At 41.0% G+C, this 13,138-nt stretch carries 16 protein-coding genes; 6 read left to right on the plus strand and 10 right to left on the minus strand.

What is annotated here, in order from left to right; genetic code table 11:
- Positions 1–168 precede the first annotated feature (168 nt).
- From trmB to M1F26_RS04035, 5 genes are all read left to right on the plus strand, one after another.
- Entirely contained in the window at positions 169–888 is a 720-nt protein-coding gene (trmB, locus tag M1F26_RS04015; protein ID WP_004264669.1) for a tRNA (guanosine(46)-N7)-methyltransferase TrmB, read from the plus strand.
- Positions 888–1,220: a YggL family protein gene (locus M1F26_RS04020; protein ID WP_004264672.1), complete on the plus strand. Its 333-nt coding sequence runs from the start codon at positions 888–890 to the stop codon at positions 1,218–1,220. Before trmB ends, M1F26_RS04020 begins: the two co-directional genes overlap by 1 nt.
- A 119-nt stretch (positions 1,221–1,339) precedes the next feature.
- A complete protein-coding gene (gene glsB / locus M1F26_RS04025) occupies positions 1,340–2,257 on the plus strand; it encodes a glutaminase B (RefSeq protein ID WP_004264677.1) in 918 nt (305 codons plus the stop codon).
- A 23-nt stretch (positions 2,258–2,280) separates the two neighbouring features.
- Positions 2,281–3,012, plus strand: coding sequence for a DUF2884 domain-containing protein (locus tag M1F26_RS04030; protein ID WP_140172738.1), 732 nt, complete (start codon positions 2,281–2,283; stop codon positions 3,010–3,012).
- A gap of 211 nt (positions 3,013–3,223) precedes the next feature.
- Positions 3,224–4,174: a siderophore ABC transporter substrate-binding protein gene (locus M1F26_RS04035; protein ID WP_140172737.1), complete on the plus strand. Its 951-nt coding sequence runs from the start codon at positions 3,224–3,226 to the stop codon at positions 4,172–4,174.
- Between the two features lie 160 nt (positions 4,175–4,334).
- Here M1F26_RS04035 and hemW read toward each other — a convergent pair whose 3' ends face one another.
- The 9 genes from hemW to rsmE form a co-directional block, all read right to left on the minus strand.
- On the minus strand, positions 4,335–5,474 hold the full coding sequence (hemW, locus tag M1F26_RS04040; protein WP_140172736.1) for a radical SAM family heme chaperone HemW: 1,140 nt from the start codon (positions 5,472–5,474) through the stop codon (positions 4,335–4,337).
- The gene (locus M1F26_RS04045; RefSeq protein ID WP_140172735.1) at positions 5,467–6,060 is read right to left on the minus strand and encodes an XTP/dITP diphosphatase; all 594 of its coding nucleotides are present in this window, start codon (positions 6,058–6,060) and stop codon (positions 5,467–5,469) included. The genes hemW and M1F26_RS04045 overlap by 8 nt, the downstream gene beginning before the upstream one ends.
- Before the next feature lie 16 nt (positions 6,061–6,076).
- Complete coding sequence (locus M1F26_RS04050; protein ID WP_094962050.1) at positions 6,077–6,661, minus strand: YggT family protein; 585 nt, start codon at positions 6,659–6,661, stop codon at positions 6,077–6,079.
- A gap of 19 nt (positions 6,662–6,680) precedes the next feature.
- Complete coding sequence (proC, locus tag M1F26_RS04055) at positions 6,681–7,502, minus strand: pyrroline-5-carboxylate reductase (protein WP_004264693.1); 822 nt, start codon at positions 7,500–7,502, stop codon at positions 6,681–6,683.
- Between the two features lie 13 nt (positions 7,503–7,515).
- Positions 7,516–8,208 (minus strand): YggS family pyridoxal phosphate-dependent enzyme, encoded by a 693-nt coding sequence (locus M1F26_RS04060; protein ID WP_140172734.1) that lies wholly within the window; start codon positions 8,206–8,208, stop codon positions 7,516–7,518.
- A 147-nt stretch (positions 8,209–8,355) separates the two neighbouring features.
- Positions 8,356–8,775, minus strand: a complete 420-nt coding sequence (gene ruvX / locus M1F26_RS04065; protein ID WP_004264697.1) for a Holliday junction resolvase RuvX — start codon at positions 8,773–8,775, stop codon at positions 8,356–8,358.
- Entirely contained in the window at positions 8,775–9,338 is a 564-nt protein-coding gene (locus M1F26_RS04070) for a YqgE/AlgH family protein (RefSeq protein ID WP_094962048.1), read from the minus strand. The genes ruvX and M1F26_RS04070 overlap by 1 nt, the downstream gene beginning before the upstream one ends.
- 190 nt (positions 9,339–9,528) lie before the next feature.
- Entirely contained in the window at positions 9,529–10,476 is a 948-nt protein-coding gene (gene gshB / locus M1F26_RS04075) for a glutathione synthase (RefSeq protein ID WP_140172733.1), read from the minus strand.
- Between the two features lie 9 nt (positions 10,477–10,485).
- Complete coding sequence (gene rsmE, locus M1F26_RS04080) at positions 10,486–11,217, minus strand: 16S rRNA (uracil(1498)-N(3))-methyltransferase (protein ID WP_140172732.1); 732 nt, start codon at positions 11,215–11,217, stop codon at positions 10,486–10,488.
- Between the two features lie 279 nt (positions 11,218–11,496).
- On the opposite strand from rsmE, the gene M1F26_RS04085 reads away from it, so the two are divergent.
- The gene (locus tag M1F26_RS04085) at positions 11,497–12,306 is read left to right on the plus strand and encodes a prepilin peptidase (protein ID WP_140172731.1); all 810 of its coding nucleotides are present in this window, start codon (positions 11,497–11,499) and stop codon (positions 12,304–12,306) included.
- A 61-nt stretch (positions 12,307–12,367) separates the two neighbouring features.
- On the opposite strand, the gene M1F26_RS04090 is transcribed toward M1F26_RS04085, so the two are convergent.
- Positions 12,368–13,012 (minus strand): DsbA family protein, encoded by a 645-nt coding sequence (locus M1F26_RS04090; protein ID WP_140172730.1) that lies wholly within the window; start codon positions 13,010–13,012, stop codon positions 12,368–12,370.
- Between the last annotated feature and the right edge of the window lie 126 nt (positions 13,013–13,138).

Consider the following 13,138-nt stretch of genomic DNA (forward strand, 5'->3'; position numbering starts at 1 on the left):
TGTGGAAGTTTTGCTAAACTCCGATATCCATCATGCCTCAAGAGTAAAGTTAATCACTACAACTTGGGCATTTAGGGCTGTAAATTGATAGGTTTAGTAACCAATCACCTTATAAACTTGATTGTTGGCACATTAACTTAATTGGGCACTCATTTTAGAACCTTTATTATGATCAATAATGTTATCTCCCCCGAATATAATGAAGATGGGCGGGTTATGCGCCGAGTCCGTAGTTTTGTCCGCCGTCAAGGGCGCCTGACAAAACGTCAGGAAGACGCATTAGAAAAAGAATGGGCAGAAAAAGGCATCGATTTTATCAATGAACCTTTTGATTTTGCCAAAGTATTTAATAACTCAAATCCAGTTACCTTGGAAATTGGGTTTGGGATGGGCGCCTCATTGGTGACCATGGCATCTCAAAATGCAGATAAAAACTTTTTAGGTATTGAAGTTCATGCTCCCGGTGTTGGCGCATGTTTAGCATCAGCAAAAGAAGAAAACGTCACCAATTTACGGGTGATGTGCCATGATGCAATAGAAGTTTTAGACTGCATGATCCCAAACGGCAGCCTTGCGATGGTTCAGTTATTTTTCCCTGACCCATGGCATAAAGCGAAACATAATAAGCGCCGTATTGTGCAAGTTCCGTTTGCAGAAAAAATTCGTAGCAAACTAGCTATCGGCGGTGTTTTCCATATGGCAACAGATTGGCAGCCTTATGCAGAGCACATGCTTGAAGTGATGACGAGTGTCGAAGGGTATAAAAACTTATCACCATCAGGTGATTACGTTCCTCGTCCAGAAACAAGACCAGAAACAAAATTTGAAAAGCGCGGCCAGCGGTTAGGGCACGGTGTATGGGATTTAATGTTTGAGAGGATCAAATAATGGCTAAACAACCACGTAGTCGTCGTTTACGTAAAAAATTACGCTTGGATGAGTTCCAAGAGTTAGGCTTTACTGTTAAGTGGAGCTTTAAAGAAGGTACGCCGATTGAGGAAGTTGACAGCACCGTTGACCAACTGATTGCAGAAGCGATTGAACCGAATGGTTTGGCGTTTGAAGCAAGTGGCTATATGAACTGGGAAGGGATCGTTTGCTTACAAAAAATTGGCAAATGTACCGAAGAGCACCGTCAAATTGTTGAAAATTGGCTAAAATCAAAAGGCATGAATGACGTCGTCGTTTCTGAGCTGTTTGATGTTTGGTGGGAAGAATAATTTTATTGAGTCAATCTCAATAAATAAACTGAGCTTTCAGTCGCTTGAAGAGGCATCCAAAAATTGGGTGCCTTTATTTTCTGTTGCAAATACTATCTGGAGTCAACGTCTTGAGCGCCATGCTTTCTAACCAGCTACTCAACGATATCCTAGACCAAGTTCGCCCACTGATTGGGCAAGGTTGTGTTGCAAATTATATTCCTGCTTTAGGTTGCGTACCTTCCCACCATTTAGGCATTGCGGTATCCACGATTGACGGTGATATTTTCACCGCAGGGGACGCATATCAACGTTTTTCAATTCAATCTATTTCAAAAGTATTAAGCCTCACGCTTGCAATGACACGTTATGAGGAAGAGGAAATTTGGAGCCGCGTAGGTAAAGAACCCTCAGGGCTACCCTTTAATTCGTTAATTCAAATTGAAATGGAAAAGGGGATACCTCGAAACCCGTTTATCAATGCGGGAGCCATTGTTATTGCTGATATGTTGCAATCACGCCTAAGCGCACCTAAACAGCGCATGCTAGAGTTTGTCCGAAAGTTGTCCTGTGAACCGGATATCAGTTATGACACGGTTGTCGCTCGTTCAGAATTGGAACACGCCAGTCGTAATGCAGCCATTGCTTATCTTATGAAATCTTTTGGAAATTTTGAAAATGATGTTTTAACGGTTCTCGAAACTTATTTTCATTATTGCTCTCTAAGTATGAACTGTGTTGAATTAGCGAGGTGTTTTTCCTATTTAACATCGCAAGGGATGTCATCTTGCTCCATTGACCCCATCATCACGCCACTACAATCAAGGCAAATCAACGCATTAATGATGACTTGTGGTATGTATGACGGTTCTGGTGAGTTTGCATTTCGGATAGGAATGCCCGGCAAGTCTGGTGTTGGTGGCGGTATTGTTTGTGTGGTTCCAAACCAATTTACCGTAGCGGTTTGGTCACCTGAGCTAGACTCGGCGGGGAACTCTTTAGTCGGCTGTGCGGCTTTAGAGTTATTATCGAAACGAATTGGGCGTTCTGTTTTTTAATTAATGCTCTACTAGGAGATTTTATGTTACGCCATACATTAATTGCATTTTCACTCCTTGCTTGTGCGACGAGCCAAGCTGCAGATTATAACTGTTCTGTGACACCAAAGGATGACATCGTTATGACACCTGAAAGTGTGCAAGTTATTGGTGCAAGTGGCGATTTAAAAATTACGCCAAATGGTGATATCACGCTTAACGGTAAAAATGTTGCTGCAACAGAGGCCCAAAAGCAGCAAGCTATTCGTTACCAAGCCTCTATCCGTCAGGATTTACCTTGGATAAAACAAGAATCAGAAAAAAAATTATCAACTTCAAGGGAAACGATAGACAAAGTTGTTGTTAAAGTGGTTGGTAGCGATAGCAATATCCGTAACCGGTTAACAAAACTAGAAAAAGAGCTTAATGGGCAAATCAATCAAATTATTGAGACTCGTCCTAATGGTTATGTGTTTCACCATGAAGCCATGAAAACTGTTGAAACGAAAGGGCGCGAGCTAGTTAATGAAAGCCTAGGTGGTATTTTACAAGACAGCATCAACGAAATGGGGCGCAAGCAATTGTTATCAGGTGGTGACGCCAGTAAAGCGCTACAAGGTATGTTAGGGAACTTAGGTGGGTTACAGCAAGAGCTCGAATCTGAATGGAAAAAACAAGAGAAAAGTTTCCAGCAATTTGGCCAACAAGTTTGTTCTAAAGTGATTTCAATAGAACAACAGCGCGCTTCGTTACTTAATTCAATCAAAAGTAGCTGATAGCGCTAAAATCATAAATAACCTTATGAACAGTAATGTATTTTTTGTACATTACTGTTTTTTATTTAGCGATATTATCGTCATCATCAATTTGTGTGATATTAATTCCATTAATGGGAATGAAAATGAAATTGATTCTTATTTGATTGACATCTAAGCCACTCACTTTACAATGCGGGTTTGGCTTAATGACTAAATTGGGATCATTTAAATGAAAAAATTCATACCTGCTCTGCTTGTTTCTGTGTTGTCATTCTCTGCGCCTATCGCTCTAAGCGCTGAATCTACCACTTTCACGCCAAATGCGGTGATAGCGCAAGGTGCGGAGAAAGTAACGATCAAACACTTATCAGGTGAAACTGAAGTCGTGAAAAAACCACAAAAAGTGGTTCTGTTTGATTTTGGTGTTTATGACTCAATGCAAAAACTCGGCTTAGGCGACAAAGTTGTTGCACTCCCAACAGGCAATGCTCCCGCTTATATAAAAGGCAGCATTCCTGCATCAATGGAAAATGCAGGTGGAATGAAACAACCTGATTTAGCCAAAATCGCGCAATTAAAACCTGACCTGATTGTGATCACGGGTCGTCAAGGTAAGTCTTATGATGAGTTATCAAAAATTGCACCCACTATTAATTTAGGTTCTGATAGCAAACACTATATTGATTCTGTGAAAGCCAATATTGGTGTGATTGGCGAACTTTATGGTAACCAAAAAGCGGTTGATGAGCAGTTAGTCCAATTAGATAAAGTCATCGCAGACGCCCAGAAGAAAGCGGCTGATTCCAATAAAAAAGTTTTAGTATTGATGCATAATGACGGCAAATTAATTCCAAATAGCCAAGCCGTTGTTTACAGCGTTGTGAAAGCGCAACGCGCTGACCTACCGGTTGATGAAAGTGCAGATAAAGCAAAACGCCGTGTAGTGGATACCAAAACTATTGCTCAAGCGAATCCAGACGTGATCCTGATTGTTGACCGTAGCGAAGCGATTGGTGCAGGTAAACTGGATAAAACGATATTTGAAGACAGCAATATTCAAGAAACCAAAGCTTATAAAGACGGCAAAATTACTTACCTGCAATCTGACTTATGGTATTTGTCAGGTGGTGGTTTAGTTAGCTTAACTGAACAAGTTAATGCGGTGGTGAATGCTCTATAACAGATATCTGCCACTGTCTTATTGATGGTGGCAATATGTATTACCTCAATTGTTATTCTTGTCTATTTCATTTTTATCTCTAAACAAAAGCCCACGTCAAATAAAGTGGGCTTTCATCTAATTTATAAGTGAAATGATTTATAAATAAATCGAATAACCGCTACTCTTCACCTAAAAATAACTCTAATAGGGAATTGAGAAACAATTTTCCATGCTCTGTGATCTGCCATTTATTCACGGTTTCTGTGATATAGCCTTTAGCTAAGGCTTCATCAATGGCCGCTCTAACTGTTGATTCTGGTAACCCTGTATATTGGGTAAATTCAGCGCGAGGCATAGCTTCAAGCAGGCGAAAGCGGTTCATGAAATATTCAAATGGCCTATCGGAGGCATCAACATCATAGGATTGGTGCATATAACGTCCCTCCATATAACCTCGAGGGTGTTTTGTTTTTACGGTTCGTAAAATTTGACCATCTTCAAAAGAAATTTTTCCATGAGCACCACAACCGATACCTAAATAGTCACCAAAGCGCCAGTAATTGAGATTGTGTTGGCATTGGTAACCAGGTTTAGCATAGGCGGATGTTTCATATTGCTGATAACCTGCCGCGCTCAATAATTTATGGCCTTCGGTGTAAATATCCCACAGAGTATCGTCATCGGGTAATACCGGAGGGCGTGAGCCAAATTGAGTGTTGGGTTCAATGGTTAATTGGTACCAAGACAGGTGCGGAGGTGCAAGTTCAATGGCTTGGCGCAGGTCAGATAAACCTTCAACTTGAGTTTGCGCAGGTAATCCATGCATTAAATCGAGGTTAAAGCTTCTTAAATTAAGATTAGTGGCCAACTGAGCGGCGCGTTTCGCTTCATCAGCGCCATGAATACGCCCTAAAGTGATTAATTTGTCATTACCGAAACTTTGTACACCAATAGAAATACGGTTGATTCCTGCCGCTTGGTAACCTGCAAAACGGCCAGCCTCAATAGTGCCGGGGTTTGCTTCCATGGTGACTTCTGCGTGAGGGTCTAAATCAACTCTCTGACGTACGCCATCCATTAATGCTTGCATTGACTCTGCACTTAATAAACTGGGCGTTCCACCCCCAATAAAAATGGTTTTTACCGAACGCCCAGCAACTAATTTTGCATCAATGTCTAAATCGGCCAATAAGTGCGCCACATATTCTTGCTGAGGGATTTCCCCTTTAAGTGTGTGTGAGTTGAAGTCACAATAAGGGCACTTTTGCACACACCAAGGGATATGGATATACAGGCTCAGCGGAGGTAATTTAAGCATTCTTTAGCACATCCAACATCATTGTGAGTGCTCTTCCACGATGTGAAACGGCTTGTTTTTCTGCTTTAGTTAACTCTGCTGAGGTGCAACCTAATTCAGGAACATAAAATATTGGGTCATAACCGAAGCCGCCTTGGCCTTTGCGTTCATGAGTTATGACACCGTGCCAGCGACCATGAAAAACCAACGGCGTTGGGTCTTCTGCATGGCGTAAATAGACCAGAACGCAGTTGAATTGAGCCTGACGTTGGTCGTCAGGCACATTTTTCATTGCTTCGAGTAATTTTATCAGGTTTTGCTCATCGGTCGCATCTTCCCCCGCATAACGTGCGGAGTAAATCCCCGGCGCGCCACCAAGTGCATCAACGGAAATTCCTGAATCATCAGCAATTGCGGGTAACCCGGTTTGCGCTGCTGCATGGCGCGCTTTTAGGATCGCATTTTCAATAAAGGTTAAGCCCGTTTCTTCAGCAGATTCAACACCTAATGAGGTTTGTGCGACGATATCCATCCCAAAATCACGTAGTAGGTCAGCTAACTCATTCACTTTTCCGGGGTTACCAGTGGCTAAAACAACTTTTTGCATTATTTAAAACTCGTTTTTACATAATACCAATGGAATACATCATTGCAGTTAATGATGGGTCAATCATCAGTGAGATATCAACACGCAGATAATTCAGTGCAATTAAAATAAACATGACAATCATTGCGGAGAAATCTAACCCGCCCATAGCAGGGATGATACGGCGAATTGGCGCCATTAAAGGTTCTGTTAATTGGTATAATAAATAGTCTACAGGGTTACGGCCTTGGCTGACCCAGCTTAAAATTGCACGGATTAAAATCATCCAAAAAATCAATTTACCAGTATAGGTTAATAATAAAATCAGCCCCATAGGCAAAATACTTATGCCTAAAATAGGGAGCAAGTTAGTCGCCCACATACCAAAAATAATAGCTGCAATGGCTAAAATAAATGCCACAACCACTGAAGCGGTATCTATCGCGCCAAAAGAAGGAATGACTCGGCGCAATGGTGCGACGATAGGCTGTGTTGCTTTGACAACAAATTTCGAAAAGGGATTGTAAAAATCTGCACGCACCCACTGCATCCATACGCGCAGTAGTAATACAAAAATATACAGTTGAATCAGGGTAGTAACGACGAATACTAAGGTCTGCATGGTGAGTTCCGCGATTAATTTAAAAAAGTTTTTCCATTTCTTCCGCTCTATTTATTGCGCTTTGCATTGCATCGGCAACAATCTGCGGAAGATTTCCATTATAAAATTGCTCTAAAGCCATCGCGGTGGTACCGCCTTTAGAGGTGACTTGTTCACGTAGAGTCGAAAAAGCCGTGTCATTTTGTGACTTAGCAAGTTCTACAGCCCCCTCAATCGCATGAAGAACGAGCTCTCTAGCTTGTTGTTTATCATAACCGAGTTGCTCTGCTTTTTGCTGCATTGATTCCATAAATAGAAAAAAATAGGCAGGAGAGCTACCAGTAATAGCAATAATGTTATTGATTTCTTGTTCTTGTTGGCACCAAATCGTCGAGCCGACACTTTGCATAAGTTCTTGTGCAAATTGTTTGTCTTGCTCTGAAACTTTCCCTTGAGCAAATAGCCCACTAACGCCTTTTCCTACCAATGATGGCGTGTTTGGCATGATGCGCACTAAATTCAGCGAATGAGCGAAATAGTCGTTATAACGTTCTGCTGGGATCCCAGCCGCAATGGTTAGGACTAATTTTTGCTCAAAATCAGCCGCATTTTGTAGTGGTTCACATACTTCTTTCATCATTTGCGGCTTAACTGCAAGGACAATCACATCTGCAGCTTTAACAGCGGCTAAGTTATCATGACTGCTGATAATGCCATATTGTTCAGCCAGTTTATCTCGACGCACAGGTGTAGGAGAACACACCGTGATCATCGATGCAGGGTAACCATGGTTAACCAGCCCAGCAATGATGGCGTGAGCCATATTTCCGGCGCCGATGAAGGCAATTTTACGATGTTGCATTCTGTTCTCCTATTTATTGGTGATATTGGCGCGCGCCAAAAATAGCGGTTCCTATGCGAACAAGTGTTGAACCGCAATGGATTGCTGCACGCATATCATCAGTCATCCCCATTGAAAGGGTGTCAACCGTGGGATAAGTGTTTTTTAATTGCTCAAATGCCTCATTCATTTGATGAAACGCAGCACATTGGCGTTCATAATCCGTTTCAGGTGCCGGGATCGTCATCAGGCCGCGTAACACTAGGTTTGGCATAGTAGCGACCTGTGCAGCAAGTTCTGCGACTTCTGCTAGTGTTATACCCGATTTACTGTTTTCATCGCTGATATTAATTTGAATTAGCACATTGAGAGGGGCTTTTCCACTTGGACGTTGGTCATTTAAGCGCTGAGCAATTTTCGCTCTGTCTAAGGTATGAAACCAGTCAAAATGTTCAGCGACAAGGCGGCTTTTATTTGACTGTAATGGGCCAATAAAATGCCAAATAAGGTCATTTCTATGTGAAAAATATTGAATTTTCTCAACACCTTCTTGAACATAATTCTCACCAAATTGGCGCTGACCTGCCTCAATGGCTTCTGAAATAGCTTCACAAGGTTTTGTTTTACTTACCGCGAGTAGCGTAATGTCTTGTGGTGAGCGCTGGCACTCTGCGGCAGCATGCTCAATACGCGCGGTGACATCAGTGATATTATTTTGAATGGTCATTATGTTATTCAATATGGTTTATTCAATACTATTTTATTCATGTCAGACATGAATAGCGACTGTAGACCATAGTGTAAAGCAAATTACATCAGAACGGCACCATGGCATGAGGTTAAGCTAAAAATAACCACGCAAAATACGCAATAATTACATCTGTTGTTCAAACCAGCTTTCAAGGATCACCACGGCAGAGGCTGAATCAACTTTGCCTTTGCTTAGTGCTCGATAACCACCTTGTTCAAAAAGGCCTGCTTTTGCTTCAACCGTGGAAAGACGTTCATCATGTAGTTCGACTTTAACACCAAAACGGCCATGAATTCGATTTGCAAAATTACGGGCTTGGCTTGTAACCAGTTGCTCCGTACCATCCATATTAAGGGGAAGGCCGACAATAACCAACTGTGGTTGCCATTCTTTAAGTAACTTTTCGATTTGTTGCCAATCAGGGCGGCCGTCACTGGCTTTCAATGAGGTTAATGGCCGTGCAGTACCTGTAATTTCTTGTCCAACTGCAACACCGATGCTTTTGGTTCCAAAATCAAAGGCTAACAAAGTTCTTCCAGACATTAAGCATGCCCCGCTTGCATTGAAATTGTATGAATATCAACACCAATTAATTTAGCCGCGGCACTCCAGCGTTCATGAATGGGTGTGTCAAAAATAAGCTGAGGAGAAGCTTCAACGGTTAGCCAGCTATTTTCCATAATTTCACGCTCAAGTTGACCTGGCTCCCAGCTTGCATAACCTAGCGCCACTAATGAGTTGGTAGGCGAGTGCTCACTTCCTAAAGTCTCTAAGATATCTTTTGACGTCGTCACCATGACGTCATCATTTAAATGCAGGCTAGATAAAAAGCCTTTAATTGGTGTGTGTAAGATAAACCCATGTTCTTCTGCAACAGGGCCTCCCGCAATGACGGGCTTTTTTAAATTACGGTTATCAATTTTATCTGAAATCGTAATTTCGAGTTTTTTGAGCATCGTATCGACAGAAAAGTCATCAATAGGTTTGTTAATCACGATCCCCATCGCCCCTTTTTCATTGTGCTCACACACATAAACGACCGACTGTTCAAAATAAGGGTCTGTTAAGGATGGCATGGCGATAAGAAAATGGTTTTGCAGATTCAAACTTAGACTCCAGCAAATTTAAAAACAATTGATAGAACACAATAAAAGGCAAAACTATAAGGTGGTAAATAAAACTGATGACTTTTACCGTTTGAAAATAATATATCGCTTGAGAAAATATCTCTTGTAAAAACAATATATTGTGTGAAAAAAATAAAAATCATCAGTAAGAATAAACCACTGCTATAAATTATTTATTGAGACGGTGTTCAATGGCATCCATTAACATACCGGTAATGGAGATATCAAATGCGGCTTCTATTTCCCGTGCACACGTTGGGCTGGTCACGTTAATTTCAGTTAAACGGTCACCGATGATATCAAGACCAACAAAAATTAAGCCTTTTTCTTTTAATGTTGGCGCGACAGCACGCGCAATGGCCCAGTCACTTTCACTTAATGGACGCGCTTCCCCACGGCCACCTGCAGCAAGGTTACCTCGGGTTTCGCCTTGAGCTGGAATTCGTGCTAAACAATACGGAACGGGTTCACCATCAACAACTAAGACACGTTTATCACCATCTTTAATTGCTGGCAGGAAGTTTTGTGCCATGCAGTAACGGGAGCTATGTTCTGTTAGCGTTTCAATAATCACACCCACATTTGGGTCATCTTGTTTGAGGCGGAAAATCGAAGCGCCGCCCATACCATCGAGTGGTTTAAAAATGACATCGCCATGTTTTTGGTGAAATTCTCTCAACTTTTGTGGGCTGCGAGTGACTAATGTGTCCGGTGTTAATTCAGCAAACCAAGCCGTAAATAATTTTTCATTACAGTCGCGTAGGCTTTGCGGCTTATTCACAATTAAGGTGCCAGCTTGTTCCGCTCTTTCTAAAATATAAGTCGCATAGATAAATTCAGTATCAAAAGGCGGGTCTTTCCGCATTAAAATGGCATCAAGTGAACTTAGGGCGATATCTTGTTCCCCATGAAATTCGTACCATTTTTCTGGGTTTTCTTCGACTGTCACGATTTTTGTTTGTGCGCGAGCTTCACCTTGGTGTAAATACAGGTCATTCATTTCCATATAATGGATTTCATAACCTCGACGCTGAGCTTCCAGCATCATTGCAAAACTGGTGTCTTTCTTGATTTTGATGGATGAAATAGGATCCATCACTATACCGAGCTTGATCATTTTTTCTCCTTACCCCAGATCACCTAAGCGCACTTGTAGTGCTGTGATAGCGGTTAGCGCAGTCGTTTCTGTTCGTAATACTCGAGGCCCTAACAGTATATCGGTAAATTGATAATTTGCTGTCATGGCAATTTCGTCTGCTGACAAGCCACCTTCCGGGCCAATCAACAATCGTACTTTCTTCAGTTCAGTGGGTAACGTATTAATACTTTCTGTTGCTCGTGGGTGCAAATTGACTTTAAATGCACCGTCAGTTTCCGCGCACCAGGCTTCAAGGGTTTGCACTGGGCGAATTTCTGGAATTCGGTTGCGGCCGCATTGTTCACAGGCTGCAATTGCAATTTTTTGCCATTGTAGTAATTTTTTTTCGAGTCGTTCGCCATCTAAGCGAACACCACAACGTTCTGATAATAAAGGTGTTATTGTATTAACTCCGAGTTCGACAGATTTCTGGATGGTAAATTCCATTTTTTCCCCACGAGACATGACTTGCCCTAGGTGCAAATCGAGCGGGGATTCTCTATCATCAATTTGGCTATTTTCAATGTGTACGAATACGTTTTTTTTAGTTGCTTCAGTAATTTCAGCACTAAAGGTCTGATTGCTGCCATCAAAAAGTTCGAGTTTTTGGCCAGCAGTCATGCGTAGCACCCGGCCGACATGGTTTGCGGCATCATCACCAAGAGAAATTGTTGTATTTATTTGAAGAGGCTCAGGGTGATAAATGCGTGGAATGCGCATAGCTTTTCCTTAGTACAAACTGGGTTAATAAATAATATAACTTTGATGAATATGGGGATTGAATTGTTAAACTCAAGCGCTACTACCTAGTTTATAACGAAATACTGACCTTTTATAGTATGTCTGTGCCATAAGCGATATCTTAAACAGTGATGAAAGCAAAATAGGAGATCATGATATTCGAATAAACCGACTCCACTCAACGAAATTAAAGTGTTGGGAGCATCGAAAATTCACAGTATATTTATTTTTATCTCCATAAAGGAATAAGGAGTTAATATGAGGGAACTAATTTGTATTTTTATATCATCAGCTATATCTATTATTTCACCGTCTGAGCAGTTTATATTATCATGCCAAAATGGAAAATTTACAAATCCGTTTAATTTTGTTTGTATTTTTTCTGCTTTGATTATGTTGTTAATCTCTTTTTTCTCGACTAAAAAGCTACTTATTTATTTACCAGTTGTTTTTTTTGATAAATCAAAAATTATTATTAAAAATACTATTCTACTTCTAATATATGGCTTGTTAATTTTTATAATATATTCGACGTCTGATGGTTTATATATGGTTTTATTTTTGACACTATATATTAATTTGATAATTCCATTATTCATCATTGATAATAAAATAGGTTATCTCCCTGATATTCTTACATACCCATTATTATGGTTGGGGCTGTTATATCAAATTCATTTGCCAAATGGGAATGTGGTTTCAGCTATTTACGCGGTGCTGATCAGTTACTTAGTTATGCTTATGGTGGTGACATTGGTTGAAAAACAAACGTCTCAGCCACAAATGGGGAGGGGGGATTTTAAACTCGTTGCCGCTTGTTCTGCCTGGCTTGGGGTTTGGCAGCTTCCTTACTTTTTGGGGACTGCCGCAGGGGTAGGGCTATTACAATATTGGGTAATCTATGGGTTATTGCCTAAAATATATCAAAAGAAGCAACAGGCGAATCAGGCCTACCCTGAGACATTATCTGGGGAAAAAATAGCTAAAAAAACGAAGATGATCCCATTTGGTCCCGCGCTAATTATTAGCGCTAGCATATGGTTGTATTTATCAATAATTGAATATTAAATTAAAAGACAACCATACGTGCATGCATGAAAGGGGTGAGTAAAAATCGGAGTTGTAGTTGTTAAGACGCTGCTGTTACTAGAGAGTCTAAAAACTGCTGCCATTTACTCGGCTCACCGAGGTAATTTTGTAATGGAACACGCAACCATCTATCCTGTTGTTGTATTAACAGTGTTGGAAAACCGGATGCACCTGACTGCGCTAACAGAGCCTTACTTGTTCCAATGTGGGCCGCAGTTTCATGTTGCTTACACTCACTGTAGTCGGACACATACTGGGTTACATCGAGGCCAATTTCTTTGGCGAGCTCAAGAAGTACCGCGGTATCTTTAATATGGCGTCCTGAAATGTAGTGTGCTTTTTGAATGGCTTTAAGCATTTCAAAGCCTTTGCCTTGCTTGGTTGCCGCTAATATAGCGGTTTGCGGTGGTGTTGAGTCCATAACAAAATTAGGTTCGTGTAGCATTTTTATATAGTCATCGCCAAACACTTGCCCTGTCATTGATGCAATGCGCTTATCGGATTGCAGAATATATTGGCGAAAATTATCATCTAAATGTAGACGAGCGTCACCTGCTAGCATGCCACCACCATGCATTTCAATGTTGATACTTGGGTGTTGCTTGGCAATTTCGACTAAAGGCGCAGCGGCATAGCACCAGCCGCAATAAGGGTCATAAATATAGTGTAGGGTGATGTTGCTCATAATCGTTCTCTTTATTTGCTATTTTTAAATAATTTGAGTTAAGTTGTATCATTATCAAGAAATTAATACCACTGTCATCTAGTTAAATCAGCCAAATTGCTTTTAGTAAGTCATTCAGTGTGCAGA

Origin of the sequence: Providencia sp. PROV048 (genome assembly GCF_033688165.1) — a bacterium.
In the GTDB taxonomy this organism is placed as follows: Bacteria; Pseudomonadota; Gammaproteobacteria; order Enterobacterales; family Enterobacteriaceae; genus Providencia; species Providencia hangzhouensis.